A 23881-nucleotide genomic window follows, 5' to 3' on the forward strand; every position below is an offset into this window, starting at 1 on the left:
CCCCGCGGCCCCCCCGGCCCCCCCCGGGCCCGCGCGGCCCCCCCCCCCCCCCCCGCGCGCGGGGTCGGGCGGACGGCGGGCCGGCGGCGGGCGGCTGTCACAGAACGCGGGGCCGCCTTGTCTGAGCTGTGCGAGGGCGGGTGCGACCGGACCCGGCCCGCGATCCGGAACGGGGGGCGATCATGGCGGCGGACGGCGGACCGGACGGCGACCCGGCGGCGGGCGACCCGAGGGCGGGCGACTCGGGGGCGGGCGACTCGGGGGCGGCGGGCGATCTCGACCACGCCAGCGCGGTCTTCGGCGAGGTGCGGCCGCGCCTGTTCGGCATCGCCTACCGGATGCTGGGCAGCGCCGCCGAGGCCGAGGACCTGGTGCAGGACGTCTGGCTGCGGTGGCAGACCTACGACCGCGCCGCCGTGGCCGACCCCGCGGCGTTCCTCGCGACGACGACCACGCGGCTGGCGATCAACGTCCTGAAGTCCGCGCGCGTCCGCCGGGAGACCTACGTCGGGCCCTGGCTGCCCGAACCCGTCGACACCGGCGCCGACCCGCACCTCGGCGCCGAACGCGGCGAGGCGCTCAACCTCGCGGTGCTGATGCTGCTGGAGCGGCTCTCGCCGACCGAGCGCGCCGCCTACGTCCTGCGCGAGGCGTTCGACTACCCGTACCCGCAGATCGCCGCGATCGTGCAGGTCGGCGAGGCGGCGGCCCGGCAGCTCGTCAGCCGGGCCCGCAAGCACCTGCGGTCCGGGCGGCGGGCGCCGGTGACCGGGGCCGAGCAGCGCCGGCTGCTGACCGCCTTCGTCGCCGCCGCCCGCGCCGGCGACCTCGCCGCGTTGGAGGAGCTCCTCGCCGCGGACGCGGTCAGCTACTCCGACGGCGGCGGCGCGGCGCGCGCCTCCCGATTCCCCGTGGTGGGCGCGGTCCGCGTCGCCAAGTACGTCAGGGCGTTCGCGTCCCGGTTCTGGGAGGGCGTCGACGTGGAATGGGCCACCGTCAACGGGCAGGCGGCCGCCCTGCTCCGGCGCGACGGCGAGGTCTTCACCGTCCTCACCGTCGACGCCTCCGACCGCGGCATCGGCCGGATCATGTGGATGATGAACCCCGCCAAGATCGCCGCGGTGTCCGGCGCCGCCTGACCGGCGCCGCCCGACCGGCGCGCGGCCTCGGTCACAACGGGGGCCTCCGTCCTGTCTTAACTGGCGACGTCCGACCGGCGGCATATCCGCCGGCGACCGAGCGAAGTGAGGACGAACGTGCGGACGATCCCGGCGGCCGGCGGCCGCTCCGCAGACCCGGGCGCGCCCCGCCTCCCGGCGCCCCCGCCCGGCCGCGAGGGCGGCCGCCGGTGACCGGCCCGGGCGGCACCGTGTCGCTGGCGGAGATGCTCGACGAGCGGCGGCACCTGCTGGACATCGCCGAGTGGATGTTCGGCGCGGACGCCGCCGACCGGATCGTCCACGAGACGTACCGCCGCTGGTACGCGCTCGACGACGACGAGCGCGCGGGCATCGCCGTGCCCCGGGCGTGGCTGACGCGGGTCGCGGGCGGCATCTGCCTGGACCTCCTCGCCGCCGGCGGCCATGGCGAAGGCCGCGACTTTGCCGTGCGCGGGGAGGAGGTCCGCCGGCCCGGGCCCGCGATCGATCCCGTCACCGCCTGGCTGCGGCGCCATCCCGAGCGGGACCACGCCGGCGAGGCCCTGCTCGCGAGGCACGACGGCGTGGTGCGCCGGTTCGCCGCAGCGTGCGGCACCGGGGACACGGCGGCGCTGACGTCCGTCCTCGGCGCCGACGCGATCGTGGTCAGCGACGGCGGCGGGAAGGTGCGCGCCGCCGCCCACCCCGCGCACGGCGCGGACGCCGTCGCCCGCTTCATGACGGCCCTGCTCGCCGGACGGCCCCGGACCGTCGTGACCGTCCGGTCCGTCAACGGCCGCACCGGGCTCGTCCTGCACCGTGCGGGCCGCACCGTGGCGGTGGTCGGCGTGAGCACCGCCGGCACGGCGGTCACCGCCGTCTGGATCACGCTGAACCCCGACAAGCTGCGGCGCTGGCACCGTCCCGAGCACGACGCTCCGCCCGGCTCCGCCGCTTCCGGACGGGACCGGGGGGTCGGATGAGCGACCCGAGCCCCGTCCCGGCCCTCTCTCCGGACGACGACTACGACGGCGCCGCGTTCGCGCCGATCTACACCGCCCGGGTCGGCGTGAGCGGCGGCGCCTCCGCCCACGGCCGCGCGACCGGCCGGGCCCGCTCGTCCGACGGCGCCCTCGACCTGGAGCTGCACCCGCCACGGGAACTGGGCGGCGACGCGGCGGGCCCCAACCCCGAGCAGCTCTTCGCGACGGCCGTCGCCGCCTGCCTGCACGGCGCGCTCAGCCTGCTCGCCCGGCGGCACGCGCTCGACCCCGCGCCGATCCGGGTGGACGCGTCCGTGTCTTTCGGCCGCGACCCCGCCGACGGCGGTTACCTGCTGCGCACCGAATTGCTCGTGGAATGGCCCGAGGTCGACCGTTCGACGGCCGCCGAATTGCTGGCGAAAGCGGCCGGACTCTGCCCCTACGTGAAAATGACCCGGCAGGGGGCGCCGTCCACGATCCGCCTCGCTCCCTGAAGAACCGTCAGGAGTCGGACGGGACGGTCGTGACGACCTTCCCCTGGGCGTTCGCCGCGAGGTAGCCGCCGCCGTAGTCGTCGGTGAAGTAGACCATCATGGTCGGACGGTCGCCGTTGAAGGTCCAGGACGCCTTGACGATCACGTATTTGTTCGTCGGCTTCGGCACCTTCAGTGTGCGCGCGGCCCGGGTCATGAGTCCCGGTAGGGCATTCCAGTTGAATGCGCTCAGGTTCACTTTGGCGTTATCGGTGATGCCGACGCTGGGACCGCCCTTGACGGCGGCGTCGGCGCCCTTCTCGTAGGTGTAGTTGTCGAACGCGCCGCGCCGGCCGCGGACCGGCGCGTCGGCGGTCGCGCGGCCCTCGTAGACCGTCATCTCCGCGAACTGCCGGGAGCCCGACGCCGCCTCGAACTTCTTGATCACGCCACGGATGGCGGCCGGGGTGAGCAGGGTCTTCGGCCCGGCGGCCGCCGTCGCGGGGCCCGGGTCGCCGCCGGCGTCCACCGGACCGGTCGGGAGGCCCGCGCCGTTCGCCGCGTCGCGGGTCTCGTCGAGCAGCTTGGGGACGAAGACGACGGCCGCCACGAGCAGCACCGCCGCCGCGCAGGCCAGCGGCACGACGATCGCGCCGATGACGAGGCCCGTCCGCCGCCGCTGCCCCGGCGGGCGCGCGGGGACCGTCCCCGGGAACGCGCCCGGGTCCGTGCCGGGTCCGGTGTGCTGGACGGGCGGAGGAAGCGGCGGGGACGGCGGAGGCGGCGCCGCGGTCTGCCGGGCGTCCTCCGCCTGGGCCAGCATCTGGTCCAGTTCGGCCGCCGTAGGCCGGGCGGCGGGGTCGGCCACCAGCAGCGCCTGCAGTGCGCGCGCGAGCGGACCGGCCTGCTGCGGCGGCGGGATCCGGGCGGCCATCACCGCCGCCAGCGTCGCCACCGCCGTCGGCCGGCGCAGCGGGTTCCGGCCCTCGACCGCCACGTACAGCAGCAGGCCGAGCGACCACAGGTCCGAGGCCGGATCGCCCTCGCGGCCGTGCAGCCGCTCCGGCGCGATGTACTCCGGCGAGCCCACGAGCCCGCCGGTGGCCGTGACCCGCGACGCCTCCTCCAGCACCGCGATGCCGAAGTCGGTCAGGACCGCCGTGCCGTCCGTGCGCAGCAGGACGTTCGCGGGCTTCACGTCCCGGTGGCAGATGCCCGCCTCGTGCGCGGCGCGCAGGGCCGCCAGGATCCCGCGCCCGATCGCCGCCGCCTCCGCGGGCGGCAGCGGCCCCTCCGCGAGCCGGTCCTGGAGCGACCGCCCAGGGACGAGCTCCATTACGAGCCACGGGTGCGGCATGTCGGGCGAGTCCACGATGTGGTGGATGGTCACCACGTTCGGGTGGTGGAGCCGGGCCAGCGCGCGCGCCTCGCGCATCACCCGCTCGCGCATCATCTCCGCGACCGCCGGATCGCCCTCGGACGGGTCGGCTCCGGCGAGCCGCACCTCCTTCAGCGCGACCTCGCGGTGCAGGGCGAGGTCGAACGCGCGCCAGACCGTCCCCATCCCGCCGCTGCCGAGCCGTCCTCGCAGCTCGAAGCGCCCGTCGATCACCGTCTGCCCAGAGGTCACGCCGGACAGCCTAGAACCACCGATCACCGGAAAACGGTCCAACCGGACAACATCTCGCCCGGTCACGGCGCCGCCGCCCCCGGCGCCGAGGTGCTCCCGCCGGCCCGGCCGCGCCGGCGCTCGCCGATCGCGCGAAATCCTTGCGTCCGCACGCGAGAATCCTCAATCGCGTCGAGCGGACGTTCGAATAGCGTCGGCGGGGAGAACCACGCCCACCAGGGAGGACGCAATGAGGAGCATCGGCATCATCGGAGTGGGCGAGATCGGCCGGGCCATCACGGAGGGCCTGTGCGACGGAGCCGAGCGACCGCCCGAGGTGCTCCTGTCCCCGCGCGGCGCCCGCACGGCCGCCGAGCTGGCCGAACGCTACGAGACCGTCCGGGTCTGCACCGGCAACCAGGCCGTGGTGGACCGCTCCGACATCGTGATCATCGCCGTCCGGGGCCAGGACCGGCACGACGCGCTCGCCGGCCTCACCGTGGACGGCGGCAAGATCGTGATCAACGTGATGGCGGGGGTCGGCAACGACGACCTGCGCCGGACGCTCGGCACCGGCGCCGCGCTGGTGCGGGCGATCCCCCTGCCCGCCGTCCGCGAACGCCGCTCCGTCACGGTGACCTGCCCGTCCCATCCGGTGGTGGACGCCCTCTTCGAGCGCCTGGGCGGGGCGCTCCCCGTCGAGGACGAGGCGTCCTTCAACGTCTTCTCCGCCCTCACCGGGACGCTGACCACCCACTACTCGTATCTCGCCGCGCTCACGTCCTGGGCCGCCGGCCACGGCATCGCCCCCGGCGCCGCGGACGCCTACGTCCGGAGCCTCTTCCAGGGCGTCGGCCGTTCCCTGGGCGACGAGACCCGCACCCTGCACCGGCTCGCCGCCGACCACGAGACCCCGAAGGGCAACAACGAGCGCATCCGCACCACCTGGTTCACCCCGGCCAACTCCGAAGCCCTCGGCAGGGCCCTCGACGACCTCCTCGCCGTCCTTGACGGACAATGAGCGATGTGGCGGTGAACTTCGGCCCGACGGCCCACGACTACGCGAGGTACCGGACGGGGTTCCCGCCCGAGTTGTTCGACCGGCTGGCCGCGTCCGGAGTGGGGCTGCCCGGCCAGCGCGTCGTCGACCTGGGCACGGGGACGGGCGTCCTGTCGCGCGCCTTCGCCGCCGCCGGCTGCACGGTGACCGGAGTGGACGTCGCCCCCGAACTCCTCGCGGAGGCGGAACGGCGCGGCGCAGGCGAGGCCGCGGTGTCCTACCACCGCGCCCCGGCGGAGGACACCGGCCTGCCCGCCGGAGCCTGGGACGTGGTGAGCGCGGGCCAGTGCTGGCACTGGTTCGACCGCCCGCGCGCCATCGCCGAGGCCCGCCGCCTCCTCACCACGGGTGGTGCGCTGGTCATCTGCTACCGCGACTTCTCGACCGAGCCCGGCACCGTCGCCGCCGCGAGCCTCGAACTGGCCTGCGCCTACAACCCCGACTGGCCGGAGGTCGGCGGCCTCGCCGAGAACCCGCACTGGCGCGACGAACTGACCGCGGCCGGGTTCGACGACCTGCACGGCTTCGCCTTCGACACCATGGTCTCCTTCACCCACGAGGCGTGGCGGGGACGCATGCGCAGCGCCAGCGGCATCGGCGCCACCCTGCCGCCCGACCGGATCAGCGCCTTCGACGCCGACCTCGCCCGGCTCCTGCACGACCGCTTCCCCGACCAGCCACTCCAGATCCCCCACCGCATCCAAGCCCTAACAGCCAAACAAACCCCCCACCCCCCAACCCCTTAACGCCCCCACCACGGCCTCCCAGCAGCGACGCGCGCCAACGGCGGCTCCGGCCGCGCGAAGGGCGGGCCCCATCGGCTCATGCCGCAAGCCTTGATCGGTCGACCGCACCGCGTCGACGCTCACGGCACCGAGGAACCGCTCGCTCGCTTCAATCTGAATGCTTATCGGGGGCGGCCGTGGATGGTGTGCCAGGGGTGAAAGTGAAGGGGCCGCGCATCGTCGTCCGGCCGATTCCGTCCGCTCTTGCCGGCCTTTTGAGGGGGTCAGTAATAGCGGCTCAGGACCATCGTGACCGGATTCGTTCCGGCGAAGTTCACGTTGTTGCTCCAGACGGAGTGGAAGGTGGTGCCGCCCTTGGAGGAGTACATTTCGAACCGGCCGGCGGCGGAGCGGTCGTTCTGCCTGGCGTCGGTTCCGCGAGCGAAGACCTCCAAGGTGACGGTGTCGTCGCCGTCGATGGCCACCACCGCCGCCGCATGGTACGGGTACACCGATCCCGCCACGGTCGACACGATCACGTACGCCTCGTTGTAGTCGGGGTGTGCCTTCCCGTCCGTCCTCTCCTGTCCCCGGCGCGCTTCCGCGATCCGGATGTTGCCGGCCTCGCTCTTGCCGAACAGAAGGCCCTCGACGTGCGTGTAGTCGCCGCCCAGGTCGAGCGGCCCGTCGTAGATGATCTCCTCGGCCGTGTGCAGGCAGTCCCGCAGGAACCGCCGGACCGGCTGGTACTGGACGTACTTGGTCCCGTTGTACTGCACGGAGTCCAGTTCGGCGGTGCAGTAGTGAGGCTGTTCGGCGTTCTTCGGGTGGACGTACAGGCGCAGCGGCTCGTACTGCGCGACGATATAGTGCCCGTTCTCGCTCAGGCTCGCGGACTTGTTCTTGATCGTGATCTGTTGCACCGGAACCCCCTATGTACGACCGGCCTTATGAAGTGTCCTCGCCCTGCCTCTCCGCGAGACCTTTCCGCGCGGCGACATTCGGGTGCGTGCATGGCCGGGTGTGGTCGGGACGCGTCCGCCGAAAACAGGTGACCGGGAATTTGAAGCCTGTGCCGGGTGCCGGTTTTCGGCGGGGGAGCGCTACCAGTGGTACGGGCCGAAGCGGCCCCAGGCGGCGAGGACGGAGAGGACCAGCAGGAAGCCGGTGATCCCCAGCGCCGACGGCTCCTTGCGCCGGATGTGCAGGGCCGCCGCCAGGACCAGCAGCACCGCGAACCCCGACGCGGCGACCGGTGTCAGCACGGGCGCGATCCCGGTGGCGCCCGGCAGGATCAGCCCGAGCGCCCCCAGCAGCTCCACCACGCCGATGAACCACACCGCCGCCTGGGAGAAGTCCTCCATCCACTGGTACCTGCCGACCAGCTTGGCCTTCGGCTGAGCGACCTTGGCCAGGCCGGACATCGCGAACAGGGCGGCCAGGACCGCCTGCACGATCCACAAGAACACGTTCATCGAACTCTCCTTCTCCGTCGCCGTCCGGATCCCGCCGCGGGATCCCACCGGTCCGACAACGCAGTGTCCGGGAACGTGAGGCGGCGCGCCCGGCCTCGGACTCCGGCCGGTCCGCCGGACCGGAGAACGGCGGCGCCACCTCCGTCTTCCTCACCGCCGGGGCGCCCGTGCGGTGGCGGTGACCAGGGACGATCCCGTTCCGCGCCGGCGCACCCGGCGGCGCGGGCATCTGCGACGGGGGGTTGCGGTTCTCCGCCACCGCCGAACGGTTCTACAGGGACGGCGGTCGTGCCGGTCGGGTCGACGCGTCGGAGAGAGTAAGGAACCCATGTCGGAACTCGGTGTCACCGGGGATGCCCCGCCGGCGCGAAGGCAGGACGCGATGGAGGAGATCACCAGGCTGGCGCGGCCGGAGATCCTCGAGATGGCCTCCTCCGGACCGGGGCGGACGGCGCAGCGGGAGGGCGACGTCCACACCCGGCTCGACGCCAACGAGAACCCGTACCCCCCGTTCCCCGCCGGCGTGGACGCCCTGCCGCACAACCGCTACCCGGAGGCGCAGCCGGGGCACCTGCTCGACCGCTTCGCCGACTGCTTCGGCACCCCCCGGGACCGCATGCTGATCACCCGGGGCGTCGACGAGGCGACGGACCTGCTGGTCCGCGCCTTCTGCACGGCCGGGCGGGACGCCATCCTGGTCTGCCCGCCCGTCTTCGGCCGGCACGCGGTCTCCGCCCGGCTCCAGTCCGTCGCGATCCATGAGGTGCCGCTGCGCAAGGACGCCGGCTTCGAACTCGACCCCGAGCGGATCCTGGCCGTGCACCGGTCCGATCCGGGGCTGAAGGTGCTGTTCCTCTGCACGCCCAACGACCCGACGGGGAACCTGGTCCGGCGGGCGGACGTGCTGGAGCTCTCCTCGCGCCTGCTCGGGAAGGCGCTGGTCGTCGCCGACCAGACCTATGTCGAGTACTCGGGGGACGCGCCGCTGTCCCGCGAGATCGACGCGCATCCCAACCTCGTCGTGCTGCGGACGCTGTCGAAGGAGTACAGCCTCGCGGGCGAGCAGGTGGGGATCGCCATCGCCCATCCGGCGGTGGTGGGCATCCTCGGGCGGATCGCCATCCCGCGCCCCCTGACCCAGTCGACGATCGCCACCGTCGCGGCCGCCGTCAGCCCGGCCGGGATCGAGTACGCGCGCGCCAACATCGGCCGCGTGCTCGGCGAGCGCCGGCGGGTCGAGGACGCGCTGGCCGCGCTGCCCGGCGTCCGCGTCCACCCCAGTGACGCCAACTTCCTGCTGGTCGACGTCGCCCGGCCGGAGGAGCTCACGCACCGGATGCGGGAGGCCGGCATCCGGATCCTCGACTGCAGCGCCGTCCCCGGCGTCGGGGACTCCGTGCGCATCAGCATCGGCACCTACCGGCAGAACCAGGCCATGCTCGCGGTCCTGCGAGCGCACGCCGCGACGGCCGGCGCCCCCGGATGAGACGGGGCGAGGCATCCGGCCGGCGCGGTCCCGGTCATCCACCACGACAGGGCGCCCGCTGCCCGCGCCCGCGACTTCTTGAGGGAACATGAGCATCACGCAGCAGCAGAAGTCGGAGATCATCATCTCCCCGGACCTCTTCGAGGTCAGCGAGTCCGGCATGGCCGGCGACGAGTTCGCGGAACCGGGAAGCGGCGTCGAGCACCGGTTCGTCACCGGGGCCTGGGAGGTGACGATGCGCTGGGCCGTGCCGGCCGCCGCCGGCCCGGCCGAGATGGTGATCAAGGCCGCGCCGGGAGCCGCCGCCGAGGAGACCGACCAGGGCATCACGGTCGACGTCCTGCGCACGATCCCGCTGGCGCGGATCTCCAGGGTGGCGAAGGCCCAGGCGAGCATGGTGCAGAGGATGGCCCGCGAGGACTGCTTCTCCGAGACCATCGACAGGATGGCCCGCCACATCAACCGCTCGGCGCGCTCGGTGCGGCGCCCCGGGAGGGCGGGCCGGCCGGACGAGTTCTTCGCGATCGTCGCCGCCATCTACTCCTGGTACGTCGACCTCGGCTACTCCGACCCGGTGCGCAAGGTGGAGGAGGTCACCGGGTGCAGCTGGCGGGGTGTGGCGAACTGGATCCGGCTGGCCCGGAAGAAGGGGATGCTCGCCGAGGCGAATCCCGGACGGCCCGGCGGGGTGCTCACCGACCGGGCGGTGCGGATCCTGGAGGCCCGGGAGTACCGCTTCAGCGAGGTCCTCGGACGGTACTTCCTGGAAGACGACTGATCTCCGCTGCTCCGGGGTGACGGGGACGGGCGGTCCGGCGGTTGCCGAAACCCCCGTCCTCCGGACAGTCGGTCTATAGCGCGGCCGGCCGTCCACCGACCGGTTCAGCACGCACCTCTGATCTGTGGAGAAGACCTGCCGTGATGGCTGTCGACATGCCCTCCGAGGAGCCGGTGCAGCGGCGGTGGGGGCACGCAACGAGGGGATGGCTGTGATGGGGCGGAAGAAGGTCGCCGCCGCGATGCGCGCGCGGGCCGGCTGGTGGGCCGCGGCCCTGGTGCTCAGCGCCGCGCTGGTGGCCACCCTGCTGGGCGGGGGCCGGTCCGGCCTCGCCATCGCGGCCTCCGACGGCAGCGCCTGGCTGTGGAGCCGGACGGCGGGCGAGGTGGACCGGGTCAACCCCGACAGCGGCAAGGTCGAGCAGCGCCGCCAGGTGACCGACGCCCGCGGCCACCGGGTGCAGGTCACGCAGAACGACCGGTACCTGCTCATCCACGACCTGGACACCGGCCGCGTGTCGTCGCTCAACCTCAACGGGCTGGGCTTCTCGGGGAAGCTGGACATCGGCACCCGCGGCGATCCGCACCTGGCGATGGGCGGTGCGTCCGCCGCGCTGATCGAGCGCACCTCCGGTGCGGTGCGCGCGCTCGACCCGTCCACGCTGCGTCCCGTGGGCCCGGTGCTGCAACTGCCCGGTCCGCTCGTCGGCGGCGAGTTCGACGACGCCGGGCTGCTGTGGGTGGCGGTGCCCGGGCAGGGCACCGCCGTCGCCCTGAAGGTCACCGACAAGGGCGCCAGCATCGTCCACACGGCCGGGGTCGCCGACCCCGGCCACGACCTGGCGGTGACCGTGCTGGACCGCGGCGCGCTCGTGGTGGACCGCGGCGGGCGGGCCCTGGTGGTCGCGACGGGCGACGGCACCCGCAAGGTCGCGGTGTCCGTGCCGCTCGACGGCGCGATGGTGCCGGACCGCACGCACGGCGCGCTCGCCGCGGTCACCGTGCCCGCCGCGGGCTCGGTGGTCACGCTCGGCGACGTCCGCAAGGGCGGCCCGGTCCGGTCGTTCCCGCTGAGCGACCCCGTCCAGGAGCCCGCCGTCCCGTTCGCCGGCAAGGTGTACCTCCCCGTCCGGAACACGGGGCAGGTCCGGGTGTTCGAGCCGACGGGGCGGCAGACCGGCGTGCTGAACATGCCGTCCGGGCGCGGCGACCTGGAGGTGCAGGTCCGCGAGGGCAACCTGTTCGTGAACGCGCCGGGGAGCACGGACGCCCTGGTCGTCGGCGACGACGGGGTGGCCCGCACGATCGGCAAGTACCCGGGCGGATCCGGGCACGGCGGAGACGGCCCGGACACGCCCGGCGGCGGCGAGAGCAGCCCGCCCCAGGTGCCGGTCCCGCCCGCCGATCCGGTGTTCCCGAACCCGTTCGACCCGGGCCAGCCGCGGCAGACGCCCGAGCTGCCGTTGCCCACCAAGCCCGGCAAGCCGTGGAAGCACGCTCCGACCGAACCCGCGGACCCGTCCCCGACACCGGCGAGGCCCAGCGGACCCGCCCCGTCGCTTCCGCTGCCCACGCGGGGCCCCTCGACGTCACCGTCGTCGCCGTCCACGGGCACGACCCCGTCCGCGCCGTCCACCGGTTCGAAGCCGTCGAGCAGGCCGACGACCTCCAAGCCGTCGAGCAGGCCGACGACGAGCAAGCCGTCGAGCACGCCCACGACGTCCAAGCCGTCGAGCAGGCCGACGACGTCCAAGCCGAAGCCGAAGCCCACGCAGACCAGGAACCCGTACACGCCGCAGCAGGTCTGCAACGCGTCCGCGGGCGGCAACTACAAGATCCAGCGGTCGACGCCGTTCGCGGGCGGGCGGATCTACCAGCTCTACAGCGCCACCACGAAGAACAACTGCGCGGTCACGATGAAGACCACGAACATCGGCAAGGGCACCAGCGTCTGGGTCCGCCTGCAGAGCCAGACCGGCAAGGTCGCGAGCGACAGCGGCACCTTCAAGTACTACGCCGGGCCGGTCTTCGTCCACGCGCCCGGCATCTGCGTCCGCTACTCGGGCGGCGCGTCCGGCGCGAGCGCCTCGTCCGGCTGGGCCAACTGCGGCTAGAAGGGGTACCCAGTGAGCACCATGACCGCTACGCCCGCGATCCCCCCGGAGGGGGCGCTGCGGGTGGCCGACGCCTTCGACCGGATGGCCGAGGGCGTCCAGAAGGCGGCACGCTGCGATCCCGCCACGGTGCGCCTGATCCTCACCGCGTTCGCCGCGGGCGGGCACATCCTGCTGGAGGACCTGCCCGGCATGGGCAAGACGACGCTGGCCCGCGCGCTCGCGGCGGTGACCGGCGGGACGGTCGGCCGCGTGCAGTGCACCCCCGACCTGCTGCCCTCCGACATCACCGGCGTGACGATCTTCAACGAGAGCACCCGGGAGTTCGAGTTCCACCCCGGCCCGGTGTTCGCCAACGTCGTCATCGTGGACGAGATCAACCGGACCTCGCCCAAGACGCAGTCGGCGCTCCTGGAGGTCATGCAGGAGGAGCAGGTCACGGTGGACGGGAAGGCGCACCCGGTACCGCGCCCGTTCCTCGTGGTGGCGACGCAGAACCCGGTCGACCTGGAGGGGACCTTCCCGCTGCCCGAGGCCCAGCTCGACCGCTTCCTGATGCGCCTGTCGCTCGGATACCCCGGCGAGGACGCGGAGATGGCGCTGCTGCGCGGCTCGGCCCTGACCGTCCCCGAGGACCTGACCCCGGTGCTCGACACCGAGGCGATGGCGTGGCTCGGCCCGACCGCCGACAGCGTCGCGTTCGCCGACCCCGTCTACGAGTACGTGCTGCGCCTGGCCCAGCGCACCCGGCGGCATCCGCACCTGCGGGCCGGGGTGTCGCTGCGGGCGTCGATCGCGCTGTGCGGGGCGGCGCGGATGTACGCGCTGGCGCACGGCCGCAGCTACGTCACGCCCGACGACGTCAAGACCCTGGCGGGGCCGGTGTGGGCGCACCGGCTGGTGCCGATGTCGGGCGCCACGACCGCCGCCGAGGCCGCGGAGCTGCTGGACGGCATCCTGGCCGAGGTCCCCGTCCCGGTTCCGCAGGGGAACGGGCGCTAGGAGCATGGCAGGCGGCACTCCCCGCCCCACGGCCCGCGGCTGGGGGCTGCTCGCGTCCGGAGCCGTACTGTGCGGCGGCGGCCTCGGCCTGGGCTACCTGGTCCCGGGCGTGCTGGGCGCCCTCGCCGTCCTCGCCGTCGTGCTGGCGGTGCCCGTCGCCGGACGGCCGCCGGCCGCGCGGGTCCGCCGCCGGGCCACGGCCTCGCGGGTCCGCGCCGGCTCGGCCGTCACCGTCGTCCTGGACATCGAGCCGGGCGGCGACGGCCGCAGCGCCGTCGCCGAACGCGTCGCCGGCCCCGGCCCGGCGGTCGTCCTGCCGCTCGGCACCGCCCGCCCCCGGATCCGGTACCTGCTGTCGGCGCCGCGGCGCGGCGCGGTCGAGGCCGGTCCGCTCAGCCTGGTCCGCACCGACCCGCTGGGCCTGGTGCGCGCGGTCCGGGCGGCCGACGACGTGCCGGTCCGGCTGCTGGTGCACCCGCGCCACTACCGCCTCGCCGTCGTGCCCGCCGCGGGCGGCGGCGGGCGGGACACCTCGTCGGCGTCGGTCCGCGCCTCCGAGGGGGCCTTCGCCGGGCTGCGCGAGCACGTGCCCGGCGACGACGTCCGCCAGATCCACTGGCGCACCTCGGCGCGGCGCGGGCGGCTGATGGTCCGCGAGCATATGGACTCCGCCAGCCCCGGCATGACCGTGCTGGTCGACGACCGGTACGGGCCCGCCGAGCTGGACGCCCTCGCGGAGGCCGCGGCCTCGATCGTGGCGTCCGCCCCGGACGTCCCCGTCGAGCTGCGGCTGGCCGGCGGCGCGCGGTCGCCCGCGACGGCGGGGACGACCGCGCACCTCGACGTGCTCGCCGAGGCCAGGGCCCGGCCCGGGGCCGACTTCCCGGCCGCCTGCGCCGGGCTGCGGTCCGCGCCGTCCGGACCGGCGGTCGTCCTGCTGTCCACCCGGGCGGCGGCCGAGGACGTCGCCGCCGCGATGCGGGTGCTCGCCGCGCGGCGCACCCTCTCGCTGGTCGGCCTGATCGGACCCGGCGGTCCCGGCGACGGGATGCCCGCGCCGTACGCGGGAGCGCGGCTCCTGCGCGCCCCCGACGCGGCCGGCTTCGCCGCGCAGTGGAACGAGAGCCGCTGGTGGGCGCGGTGAGCGTCGCCTCCCGCGGCGTGCTGGCGTCCGCCGCGGTCGCGCTGGCCGCCGCCGCCTCGGCGCCGCTGCTGGCCGCGGGCTACGACCGGCCGCTCCCGGCGTTCGCGGTGCTGGCCGCCACCGCGGTCCTGGCCGTCGCGGTGACGTCGGCGGTGCACCGGCTGACGCGCGGGATCGGACCCGCCGCGATCCCGGCCGGGCTGCCGGCGGCCGCGGTCTGGCTCGTCGCGCTCGCCGCCTGGGCGCCCGGACCCGTCAAGGGCCCGGTGCCCGCCGCCGTCGACGCGGTGCTGCACTCCGGCGCACGCATCCTCACCACCGCGCCGCACGCCCCGGCGACCGTGGACCTGCTGGCGTTCCCGGTGGCGGCGGTCTGGCTGGCCGGCGCGATCGCGACGGTGCTGCGCCGCGACGGCCGCGTCCTGCCGGCGCTGCTGCCCGGCGCGGTGGTCCTGTGCGGTGCCGCGGCGCTCAACCCCCGAGCGGGCGGGCCGGGCTACTGGTCGGCCGCCCTGGCCGCCGTCGCCGCGGCCGTGCTGCTGCTGACCGCTCCGCAGGCGCGTCCGGACACCGCCAGCGCCGGGCTCGCCGTGCCGCTGCCCGGCATGGAACCCGCGGCCGGGAAGCGCCGGTGGCGCGCGCGCATCGGTGCCGTGGCCGCCGCCGCGGCGTGCGTGGTGGCGCTGCCCGGCGCCGTCTACGCGGCCGCCGCGTCCGGGGCGCTGGACGGCTGGCCCGCACGGGCGGAGGACCCGCGCAAGGCCGCCGCTCCGGAGACGCCGGTCGAGCTCCGCAACCCGCTCTCCTACCTGTCGTCCTGGTCCGCCCAGCCCGACGCGCCCCTGATGCAGGTGAAGGGTCCGCGGACGAACCTGCGATGGGTCGCGCTCGGCGAGTTCACCGGACCGGTCTGGCTGCCCGATAGCACGTACCGCCCCGGCGGGTCCGTCCTGCCGCCCGCGGCGGGCACGCCCCCGAAGACGGTGCGGACCACGGTCCGCGTCTCGGTCAGCGGCCTGCCCGGCCAGTGGGTGCCGGTCCCCGGCACCGCCACCCGCGTGAACGGCATCGGCGTCGGCGCCGACGAGGAGTCCGGCACGCTGCTGTCCTCGGACGGCCCGGTCGCCGGGCGGACGTACTCGGCGACCGGCGACGTCCCGGACTGGAGCGGCCGGCAGGCGGACCACGCGTCCGCGGCCTCCGGCTCCGGGTACGACCGCTACCTCCGGCTGCCGCCCGGCGCGCCGCCGAAGCTGGCCGACATCGCCCTCGCCGCCGCCGGGGACGGCACCGCGTACCAGCGCGCGTCCCGCCTCGCCGAGTACCTGCGCAAGTCCTACACCTTCGAGCCGGGCGCCCCGAGCGGGCACGGCTACAAGGAGCTCTCCCGGCTGCTGGTGGCACCGGGCAAGAAGGGCGGCGGCGCGACGTCCGAGCAGTTCGCCAGCGCGTTCGCCGTGCTCGCGCGGGAGGCCGGGCTCCCGAGCCGGGTGGTCGTCGGGTTCGGGCCGGGCAGCGGCGGCGACGACCGGGTGGTCCGCACCGGCGACGCGGTGGCCTGGGGCGAGATCCGCTTCGAGGGCCTGGGCTGGGTGCCGTTCGACCCGAACCCGCGCACGCGCTCGCAGGCGGCCACGAAGCCGCGCTCCGTCGCCCAGGCGGAGGGCGACCGCGCCCACCCGAGCGCGGCCCCCAGCCAGGACGCCGCCGGCGACGGCGCGGGCCGGCACGGACGGTCGCGGTCGGGCGGCGCGGGCGGGACGCTCCTGCTCGTCCTCCCCGGGATCCTGCTGGTCGCCCTGCTGGCCGTGCTGCTGGGCGTCCCGTCGCTGCGGGCGATCCGGTTCCGGCGGCTGCGCCGGGGCCCCGCGCCCGGCCGGATCCTGGCGGCGTGGACCGAGCTGCTGGTGGCGATGCGCATCGCGGGCCTGACCGTGCCCGCGTCCGCCACCGCCCCCGAGATGTCGGAGCGGCTCGCCCGGGAGCTGCCGAACGCCGACCCAGCGCGGCTGCGCAGGATGGCCGGGCTGGTGGACGCCGCCGGGTTCGGCGGGGCGGTCACCCCGGACGACGCGGCGTTCGCGGTCGCGGAGGTCCGCTCCCTGGCCGCCGGGCTGCGGCGCTCCCGGCCGCTCCCGCGCCGCCTGACCTGGTGGTGGGACCCGCGCGCACCGCTCTGGGCGGCTCAGCCCTCCCGCTTGCCGCGGTGAGTGCAGATGGGCTTTGCGTAGGCGACCCGGTCGACGTCCACGACGGCGACGACCGTCAGGCAGTACTCCACGCTCGGGTTCAGGGCGGCGACCACGACCTTCGTGGCCCCCTGCTGGGTGTTGGCCAGGGTCGAGGGCCGCTGCCCCGCCGGGCCGCCGACCACGTAGAACGCGGCCTTGCCGCCGCTGGCGTCCTTCCAGCTGACCTCGATCGAGATCCGGCTGTCGACGATGCGCACCCCGGTCGGCTTGTACTGCTCGGCCGGCCGGACCGCCGTGGGCTTGGACGTCGGGGCCTGGGACGCGCCGCCAGAGGACGTGGGGGCCGGAGACTTGGCGCCCGGAGACGTGGGAGCGGGTGAATCGGGCGAGGACGCGGGGGACGTGGCCGCCTCCGGGCGCCCCTTCTCCTTCCCCGGCCCGACCGCCAGCACGGCCGCGGCCATCAGCCCCGCGACGAGCACGAACACCGCCCCGGCCATCAGCACGATCCTGCCGCGGCCTCGCGAGCCCGCCGGCGCCGCCGCTCCCTGCGCCGGGACGGGCGCGGGCGGTACCGGCGGCGGCCCGCCCTGCCATCCGGGCCCCGGCGGCATGGCCGCATAGTGGTCGGCTTCCGGCTGAGGGCCGGCGTAGTGGTCGGGCTCCGGCGCCGTCTCCTTCCACATCCAGTCGGTGGCACCCTGCGGCTCGGCGCGGGTCTCCGCCGGACCGGGGGAGTAGCTCTCCGCCTGGCCCGGGGAGTAGTTCTCGGCCTGGCTCGGGGAGTAGTTCTCGGCGGGGCTGGGGGAGTACGGCTCGGCGGGGCCGGGGGAGTAAGGCTCGGCGACGGTCTCCGCCGGGTCGGGTGAGAACGGCTCGGCGCGGGTCTCGGCCGCCACGAAGGGGAGCGGCTCGGCGCGGGTCTCGGCGACGTCCCGGTGGTCGTGCCCGTGCTCGTACTCGGGCAGGGCTTCCTGCTCGCGGCTCTCCGGCGGGCCCTGCTCGCCGGCGACGAGGACGTCCTGGAAGCCCTCGTCCTCCTCGCGTTCTTCGTGCTCTTCGTGCTCCTCGTATTCTCCGTGCTCCTCGTATTCTTCGCGCTCCTCGTCGTCCGAAGCGTCCTCGTCGTCCTCGTACTCGTATTCGTACTCCGCGTCGTCTTCCGGTGCCTCGTACTCCGGCAGGTCGTCCGGGTCGTCCTCGTCGGCGTCGTGGACGGGAGGCGGCTCTTCGGCGGGCGCGGCCTGCGGCTGGGGCTGGGCGGCCACGGGCGGAGCGGGCACGTGCGGAGCGGGGACGGGCTCGGCGTGCATCGGCGCGGGAGTGGCCCACGCGGCCGGCGGCGGCTCGTAGATGAGCTCGCGCCGGGGAGGAGGCGGCGGCTCGGACGGGCGCCTCTGCTGAGGCGCCGGCGGAGCGCCCGTCCCGGAGAGCAGGTCCAGCAGCTGCGCCATGGTCAGCGGTCCGGTGTCCGCCATGACCCGCGGGTCGAAGACGTCGCCGCGCTCGCTGAAGACGGAGTGGACGAGCACGGCGAACCCGCTCGCCGCCAACCCGTTGGCGAGGACCGCCACCCCCGCGTCGGGGAGGTCCTCGTCGAAGTCCGGGCCGAACATGAACGTGGCCGGAGCGGCGACCCTGCCGCTCTGGGACAGCTCCCGCAGCGCGGTCGCGGACGCGACGTCGAACACCGCCGGGAACCGGCCGGTGTTCCGCAGCTTCCGCGCGAGGTCCGGATGCCCCGCCACGATGACGTTGGGCGCAGTTGCCATCACAGTTTCCTCAGTGCTCCCGCGATCTCGGCGTCCGTACGTGAGGAGGCCGGGCGGACGGCCTCCGGGCGGGCGGTCTCCGGGCGGCCGGTCTCCGGCTGCGGGGGCCGCACCTCGACCCGCTCGGGCGTGCCCTCCAGGACCGGGAGGCCGGCCGTGGCGGCGCGCAGGCCCGCGACGGCGACGCGGTCGACATCGCCCAGCATGATGTCGTAGGCGATGTCCCGCACGGCCCCGGCGCCGAACGACGCGTCGATCAGCCCGCCGATGGCCTCGCGGAGCACCTGCCGGTAGGACTCGAACCGGACGGAGCCGACGACCGCCGGATTCCACGTCAGCTCGTCGCGCAGGTGGATGAGCAGCCCGCCGGTCACCGGGTCGAGCCGGTCCAGATCGATCTCCGCGACGACGTCGCCCCGGGCCGCGGGGGTCCCGTCGCCGGTGGCCAGGCGGACCGGCACCGGGAACGCGACGCCGCCGGACGACGGGCCCGGCTCGCCCGCGACGTGCCCCGGCGCGGGCGGCGTCTCGAAGCGGCCGAGCCCGGACAGCAGGCGGAAGGCCGCCAGCTCATGGGCGCTGTTGAGGGCCAGCGCCGTGGCGCGGGTCAGCGTCTCGAGCTCGCCGGGCCTGCGGGCGAGGTAGCCGCTGAAGGCGTAGGCGACGAGCCGCCGCCGTACCGGGGAGCGCAGGAAGACGCGCAACCGGACCCCCGACGTCGGGATCTTGAACTCGGCGTCGGTGTCGGCGGCGGCCGTCCGGGCGTGCCCTCCGCCGACCGTCCCGGCGAGCCTGCCGACGAGGTCCAGGCCCGCCCCGTCCCGCCCGTCCGTGACCGCCAGGACGTACAGGTCGCCCTCCAGCTCGACGATCAGCTCGTCGCCGAGGACCGCCGAGAACGCGCGCGCCGCCTCGGCCAGCTCCCGCAGCGTCGCGCGGGGCATCCGGGGCCGCAGCACGGTGCTCCGGGTCACCGTCGTCGTGCCGACGGTGTTCTCGACCTGCTCGACCTCCCGCTCGGCCTGCCGCGCGGTGTAGTCGCGCAGGCTGAAGGCGACCACCTCGTCGTCCGTCCGCACGGCGCAGGTGGCCTTCAGCGCCCGCTTGGCGCTCAGCGGGTAGGGCGTCCGGTCCCGGGCGTACCGGGTGGCGTCCACGAACAGCGGGACATCGTCGCCGACCGTCCGCCGGAGGTAGAACTCTTCTTTGATCCGCGAGGTGGGAGTCACGGTGCCCTTCCGCGTCCGGCCGCCTGCCAGGTGATCGGGTCGGCGGCGAGGTTCTGTGGTCCGGTCGGCGCTCCGGCCGGGTGCGGCACCGGCCGCCCGGACCGGCCGCCGCACGTCAGGCCCACAGACGGACCGTCCGGCGGGCGGCCTTCGCCGCAACCCCGGACGGCCTCCTCACCACACGATCGACTCATCGTCGTCATCGTCGCCCGTCCCGGAGGCCGCGGGCGCCGGGACGGCACCGGCGTCCGCCGATCCGTCGGCCGTTCGCCTGCCGGCCGCCGTTCTGGCGGTCACCCGCTCGTCGGCCGCTCGTTCGTCGGTCGCCGTTCTGGTGGTCGCTCGCCGGTCGGTCGCTCGTTCGTCGGCCGCTGCTCTGGTGGTCGCTCGTTCGTCGGCCGACGTGTCGTCGCTCGTCCGGGTGTCGCTCGTCCGGTCGTCGCTCGGGCGGGCGTCGTTCGACCAGGTGTCGGTCGGCCGGGGCGGCGGGTCGTCGGTCGGGCGGGTGTCGGTCGGCCGGGTGTCGGTCGGCGGGGCGTCCGGCGGCGGGTCGTGGGGCGGAAGGGCGGCCGGTGCCGGGCCGGCCGGCGGCGGCGCGTACGGCGGCGGTGAGTCCTTCTGGCGGATCATCGCTTCGACCGCCTCCTTGCTGCGGACGATGGCCTCCCGGTCCTTGCGCTTCCACCAGGGGGTCAGCCACATCTCGACGGGACGCGCGGTGCCGGCGACGACGACGGCGCGGCCGAAGCGCATGGTCCGCAGCTCCTCGGGGGTCAGGATCTGCTTCCCCTCGTGCTTGCCCACGAGGTCGGAGAGGTCGGAGATGTCCTTGATCGTCCCAGCGCCGCCCGAGATGATCTTCATGGTGGCGTTGTCCAGCAGGGCCGCGGTGCGGTCCGCGCCCCACTTGGCGCGGGCCTCCGCCAGTGACGTCAGGTAGACGTGCACGGAGATGGAGTATCCACCGGACTCGCCCATGTAGGTCGGCAGGCCGCCCGACACGAAGACGTCGGCGACCTGGTTGAGTTCGAAGGTCAGCGGCGGGTCGAGGCGACCCGTCGGGTTCTTCATCGCCACACCGCGCGCCGACCGGAAGTACTGTTCGAGGATCGTGGTGACGACCGGGGCGATGCCGCCCCAGTCGGGCTGCCTCTTCGCGACGAAGTACAGGGTGTTCCGGCCCTTGAGGAACTTGGCGAAGTCGAACTCCTCTCCAGGTTCCGGCGAGCAGTCCTCCAGGACGAGGGGATGCGAGAAGGCGTGCATGACCTGCATCACCCCGGACCACAGGCGCTCGTCCCGCATGTTGAACTCCAGCTGCCCCGTGTACCCCGGGGCGGTCCGGCCTTCCCGTTCGCCCTGCCGCAGGATCTCGAGCGGCTCCTCCCCGTTCGCCTCGTAGATCCAGCGCATCACCTCCCGGAAACTGACCCTGCCGATCGCGCCGGCGTGCAGCAGGCACCGGATGATGGTGATGACACCGCTGAGCACGATGCCGCCTTCCCGCCCGATCGAGAAACCGCTCGCCTCCACGAGCGTGCCGGACCGGACAGCGCACACGTTCGGGTCCTCGCACCCCTGCAGCGGTGACCAGCGCATGCGGTTCGGCCATCCGGTCCAGTTCCACGGGTCGAACACATAGACCTCGCCGTACTGGGCCCGCACCATGGCGGTGTTGACGAACGTCTCCCGCCGGCTGGAGGTGACGATGACGGGGCCCGGGGCGTCGATGGTGAACGGCGTGACGAAGTGCACGTCCTTGCCCTGCCGCGGCGCGGAGATGATGATCGCCATGTCCTCGATGGACGCGTACAGCTTGCGCCGGGACCTGATGTCCCGTCCGATGTAGAAGCCGACCTCCTCGGGTTTGATCTTCCGGACGTTCTGGCCGTGCGTCGACGGGCGGGCCTGCCAGGCCTTGTTCTGCACGGTCCGGGCGCTCAGCAGCTTGCGGACCTCCCAGCCGGAGGCGTACCCGAGGCGGAACCGGCGGACCGTCCTGCGGCGCCGGAAGTTGAGGAACAGCCGTACCGCAAAGTAGGTCCCCACCGCCGCCACCGTGAGGAACACGGCGAGCAAGGAGAAGAAGACCGGTCCGGACCCGAGAGCCGCCGCGGCGGCGGGCGGCCACGCGCTTCGCGGGTCGCTCGGATGGCTCACCAACCTGAAGGCGATGGGAAGGCAGTCCGTCGGATCGGAGTCCGGCCACCCGCCGCCCGCGATGACACCGGACAGCTGCCCCGCCAGCCAGGTCAGGAAACTGCCCGCTCCGCCCAGCAGCGCGACCAGCAGACCGATGCCGAAGAAGAGCGTGTACACGTCGTCGTCGTCATTACCGGCCACAGAACCTCCTCGATCGTTGGGTCCGGATGTGCCTGTTCTCGGGCCGCGGCGGACGCCGGATCCGCCGCGCGCCGACCGGCCGTGCCCTCGTCATGCGGTGCCCTCCCGGCGCTCAGGTGGTTCCCACGGCCGACACACGCCACGGGTCGTCCGGCCCGTCGCGGCGGAGGGTGACGAACGCGGTGACGTGGACGGGGGCGTCCTTCCACCCGTCCCGGCCGGTGGGCGTGACCTCGATCCGCCATAGCCGGTGCGCCAGCTTGGGCGTCTCGGCGGGGACGTCGCCTTGGACGATCTGCCGGGTGAGGCGGACCTTGGCGTAGGCACGGTGGCGGCTCCATTGCCCCGGAATGCCGCCGCCGCCCTCGTCGGCGATGACGGCCTTGTAGACGCTGTCCAAGAGGGGGGTCGCCCGCTGGTAGGCGTCCTGCTGGCCGTGGTCGATGGCCGAGTCGACGGTCCACATCAGGGTGAGCGCCGCCTTGGACACCGCGGTGGCGTCACGCTCGTCGAGCCGGGAGAGGTCGGGCAGGCCGCGGGGCACCGCCGAGGACGTGGTCGCGGGCGCGGGCGAGGAGATCGCGGCGGTGGGGGAGGCGCTGGTGGCCTCCGGTGCGGCCCGGTGCCCCACGCCGCAGGCGCTCACGGCGCAGGCGAGCGCGGCGAGGAGAGCGACGCGCGGCGGGCGGCCGGGGGCGGTCATGGGCACCTCCTGAAGTTCGTGCGCAAGGCGTGCTGCGGGGGTCAGGCGTTGAACGTGTCGCCCGCCAGCACGGAGATGTGGACGTGGTCGTAGTGGTTGGCCGTCAGCCCGCCGCGGTCCTCCATCTGCCGCCAGCCCTCCTTGGCCCGGGCGGGGTTCCAGATGTGCTGGCGGTAGATGATGTAGTCGATCCCGAGGCGCTTGGCGTTGGCCTTCGCCCAGTTGGCGATGTCGTAGCCGAGCTTGACCTCGTCGGGTTTGGGCGACCCGGAGCTGATCATGAAGTCGCAGGCGCGGCCGAGGGGGTGCTCGCCGCCGCCGGCGATGCCGCCGTCGGCGCGGTAGCAGCCGATCCCGCGCGGCACCGTGAACTTGGCCTTGATCTGGTCCCGTACGCAGGCCATCCGCTTCGTGATGTGGCCCGCGACGAACCCCGCGGCGTCGTGGCAGACCGATCCGGGCGCGTAGCTGCCGCCCGCGCCGAACCCGCCGCCGCCGCAGGACGCCTGGGACGGGTTCGCGGGGCTGAGGGACAAGTTCTTGTCGTAGCGTCTGGCCCACGACAGCACGTTGTCCGCGTAGCCCCAGGAGCTGTTGGCGGCACCGTTGTACTGCCAGAGCGCTTTTCTGGGATTGGTCGCCGCGCCGAGCGCCTTCAGGTATCTGGCGGCGGCGGGAATGGCGTCAGCCGGATCGTAGCGGCTCTTCTTCCCGTCTGGCTTGCCCATGTGGTCGCCGGGGGCATTGGCGTCGTATTCCGGCCCGTCGACTCCGTACGCGTTCCACGTGCCCGGGATGAACTGCATCGGGCCGCCCGCGTGGGCGTAGTTCTCTCCCGACTTGACGCCCGGCAGGGTGGAACGGCCGTGATCGGTCTCGATCTTCCCGACTCCGGCGAGCACGGACCAGGGGATGCCGTACTTCGCGCCCGCGGCCTTGTAGTAGGCGACATAGTCCGTGGGGATGCTGTTCGCGGCGTCGGCGCGGGTCAGGGCGACGTTCTGCACGGTCTCGCCACCGGACGGCCGGGAAGCGGGGCTCACGGTGGACGCGGCGGGATAGGTGTACGCGGCGGGATAAGCGCTCGGGCCCGTCGTCTTGGGGCTCGGCTTCGGCGCGTTGCTCAGTTGCTCCGGGCCCGGGCCGTTCGCCGGCGCGCAGGCGGCCTGGAAAGGTGAGAGGAGCTTCTGGCTGGCCACGCTCAGGACGGCGACGAACATCACGACGATGAGCAATACGCCCAGGCAGCCTGAATAGGCTATGAGGTTCATCAGGCTGTATTTCCTCATCGGTGAACTATCCTTCGGGCAGTCAATGACGTGGGCGAGGGCGGCGGTGACATCGCCGTCCGTTCCGGACGGCGGAGCGCGGACCCTCGCCGTCGGCCCGCTCTCCGGGCATGTGCCACCTCCCTGCGCCCACCGGCCACGACAGTGCGCCCACAGACCAAGACAGTGTGGTCATCGGACGGATACGCAAGGTGCCTCCGGCGGCCTCGCCCCGGGGACCGCCCCTGACCGGCCGGTAGGGTGACCGAGTCGTCGCGCAGCGTCGAAATCCGCAGAGACGGGCGTATCTCGAGGTTGAAGTTGGCGGCGAACCACGGACGGTCGAACCCGTACGCGCAAAGTCGCTTGTGACTTCACTCCGGAGGA

Annotated in this window: 19 protein-coding genes; 11 read left to right on the top strand and 8 right to left on the bottom strand. The window is 74.2% G+C overall.

All coding sequences use genetic code 11. From position 1 onward, the window contains the following. Positions 1–182: 182 nt before the first annotated feature. The 3 genes from ABT299_RS23785 to ABT299_RS23795 all read left to right on the top strand — a co-directional run bounded on the left by ABT299_RS23785 (position 183) and on the right by ABT299_RS23795 (position 2616). Complete coding sequence (locus ABT299_RS23785; RefSeq protein ID WP_500252027.1) at positions 183–1139, top strand: RNA polymerase sigma-70 factor; 957 nt, start codon at positions 183–185, stop codon at positions 1137–1139. A 209-nt stretch (positions 1140–1348) separates the two neighbouring features. Beyond that, positions 1349–2122: a sigma-70 family RNA polymerase sigma factor family protein gene (locus tag ABT299_RS23790; RefSeq protein WP_500252028.1), complete on the top strand. Its 774-nt coding sequence runs from the start codon at positions 1349–1351 to the stop codon at positions 2120–2122. Then, positions 2119–2616: an Ohr family peroxiredoxin gene (locus tag ABT299_RS23795; protein WP_190856889.1), complete on the top strand. Its 498-nt coding sequence runs from the start codon at positions 2119–2121 to the stop codon at positions 2614–2616. Before ABT299_RS23790 ends, ABT299_RS23795 begins: the two co-directional genes overlap by 4 nt. Positions 2617–2623: 7 nt before the next feature. On the opposite strand, the gene ABT299_RS23800 is transcribed toward ABT299_RS23795, so the two are convergent. Continuing rightward, positions 2624–4225: a serine/threonine-protein kinase gene (locus ABT299_RS23800; RefSeq protein ID WP_500252029.1), complete on the bottom strand. Its 1602-nt coding sequence runs from the start codon at positions 4223–4225 to the stop codon at positions 2624–2626. Between the two features lie 229 nt (positions 4226–4454). Here ABT299_RS23800 and ABT299_RS23805 point away from each other — a divergent pair, with 229 nt between their 5' ends. Next, entirely contained in the window at positions 4455–5225 is a 771-nt protein-coding gene (locus ABT299_RS23805; RefSeq protein ID WP_500252030.1) for an NAD(P)-binding domain-containing protein, read from the top strand. Positions 5226–5230: 5 nt separating this feature from the next. Further along, the gene (locus ABT299_RS23810; protein WP_500252031.1) at positions 5231–6010 is read left to right on the top strand and encodes a class I SAM-dependent methyltransferase; all 780 of its coding nucleotides are present in this window, start codon (positions 5231–5233) and stop codon (positions 6008–6010) included. Between the two features lie 263 nt (positions 6011–6273). On the opposite strand, the gene ABT299_RS23815 is transcribed toward ABT299_RS23810, so the two are convergent. Both ABT299_RS23815 and ABT299_RS23820 read right to left on the bottom strand, forming a co-directional pair. After that, entirely contained in the window at positions 6274–6912 is a 639-nt protein-coding gene (locus tag ABT299_RS23815) for a hypothetical protein (RefSeq protein WP_500252032.1), read from the bottom strand. Positions 6913–7092: 180 nt separating this feature from the next. Beyond that, entirely contained in the window at positions 7093–7464 is a 372-nt protein-coding gene (locus ABT299_RS23820; RefSeq protein WP_387031773.1) for a DoxX family protein, read from the bottom strand. 328 nt (positions 7465–7792) lie between these two features. On the opposite strand from ABT299_RS23820, the gene ABT299_RS23825 reads away from it, so the two are divergent. The 6 genes from ABT299_RS23825 to ABT299_RS23850 all read left to right on the top strand — a co-directional run bounded on the left by ABT299_RS23825 (position 7793) and on the right by ABT299_RS23850 (position 16197). Continuing rightward, positions 7793–8950, top strand: a complete 1158-nt coding sequence (locus tag ABT299_RS23825; RefSeq protein ID WP_500195626.1) for an aminotransferase class I/II-fold pyridoxal phosphate-dependent enzyme — start codon at positions 7793–7795, stop codon at positions 8948–8950. An 88-nt stretch (positions 8951–9038) separates the two neighbouring features. Then, entirely contained in the window at positions 9039–9728 is a 690-nt protein-coding gene (locus ABT299_RS23830; protein ID WP_387031768.1) for a hypothetical protein, read from the top strand. Positions 9729–9942: 214 nt separating this feature from the next. Beyond that, entirely contained in the window at positions 9943–11841 is a 1899-nt protein-coding gene (locus ABT299_RS23835) for a hypothetical protein (RefSeq protein WP_387031766.1), read from the top strand. 21 nt (positions 11842–11862) lie between these two features. Beyond that, on the top strand, positions 11863–12843 hold the full coding sequence (locus ABT299_RS23840; protein WP_190856915.1) for an AAA family ATPase: 981 nt from the start codon (positions 11863–11865) through the stop codon (positions 12841–12843). Positions 12844–12847: 4 nt separating this feature from the next. Beyond that, positions 12848–13987: a DUF58 domain-containing protein gene (locus ABT299_RS23845; protein ID WP_190856879.1), complete on the top strand. Its 1140-nt coding sequence runs from the start codon at positions 12848–12850 to the stop codon at positions 13985–13987. Continuing rightward, the gene (locus ABT299_RS23850) at positions 13984–16197 is read left to right on the top strand and encodes a transglutaminase-like domain-containing protein (RefSeq protein ID WP_500252033.1); all 2214 of its coding nucleotides are present in this window, start codon (positions 13984–13986) and stop codon (positions 16195–16197) included. Before ABT299_RS23845 ends, ABT299_RS23850 begins: the two co-directional genes overlap by 4 nt. Here the strand turns inward: ABT299_RS23850 and ABT299_RS23855 are convergent. The 5 genes from ABT299_RS23855 to ABT299_RS23875 all read right to left on the bottom strand — a co-directional run bounded on the left by ABT299_RS23855 (position 16173) and on the right by ABT299_RS23875 (position 23515). After that, the gene (locus tag ABT299_RS23855) at positions 16173–17951 is read right to left on the bottom strand and encodes a hypothetical protein (protein ID WP_500252034.1); all 1779 of its coding nucleotides are present in this window, start codon (positions 17949–17951) and stop codon (positions 16173–16175) included. The genes ABT299_RS23850 and ABT299_RS23855 overlap by 25 nt on opposite strands. Continuing rightward, positions 17951–19180 (bottom strand): hypothetical protein, encoded by a 1230-nt coding sequence (locus ABT299_RS23860; RefSeq protein WP_500252035.1) that lies wholly within the window; start codon positions 19178–19180, stop codon positions 17951–17953. The genes ABT299_RS23855 and ABT299_RS23860 overlap by 1 nt, the downstream gene beginning before the upstream one ends. A 174-nt stretch (positions 19181–19354) precedes the next feature. Further along, positions 19355–21523 (bottom strand): type IV secretory system conjugative DNA transfer family protein, encoded by a 2169-nt coding sequence (locus ABT299_RS23865; protein WP_500252036.1) that lies wholly within the window; start codon positions 21521–21523, stop codon positions 19355–19357. Positions 21524–21635: 112 nt separating this feature from the next. Next, a complete protein-coding gene (locus tag ABT299_RS23870) occupies positions 21636–22226 on the bottom strand; it encodes a hypothetical protein (protein WP_500252037.1) in 591 nt (196 codons plus the stop codon). 41 nt (positions 22227–22267) lie between these two features. Further along, positions 22268–23515 (bottom strand): lytic transglycosylase domain-containing protein, encoded by a 1248-nt coding sequence (locus tag ABT299_RS23875; RefSeq protein WP_500252038.1) that lies wholly within the window; start codon positions 23513–23515, stop codon positions 22268–22270. Between the last annotated feature and the right edge of the window lie 366 nt (positions 23516–23881).

It is taken from the genome of Spirillospora sp. NPDC000708, from assembly GCF_040299565.1.
In the GTDB taxonomy this organism is placed as follows: domain Bacteria; phylum Actinomycetota; class Actinomycetes; order Streptosporangiales; family Streptosporangiaceae; genus Spirillospora.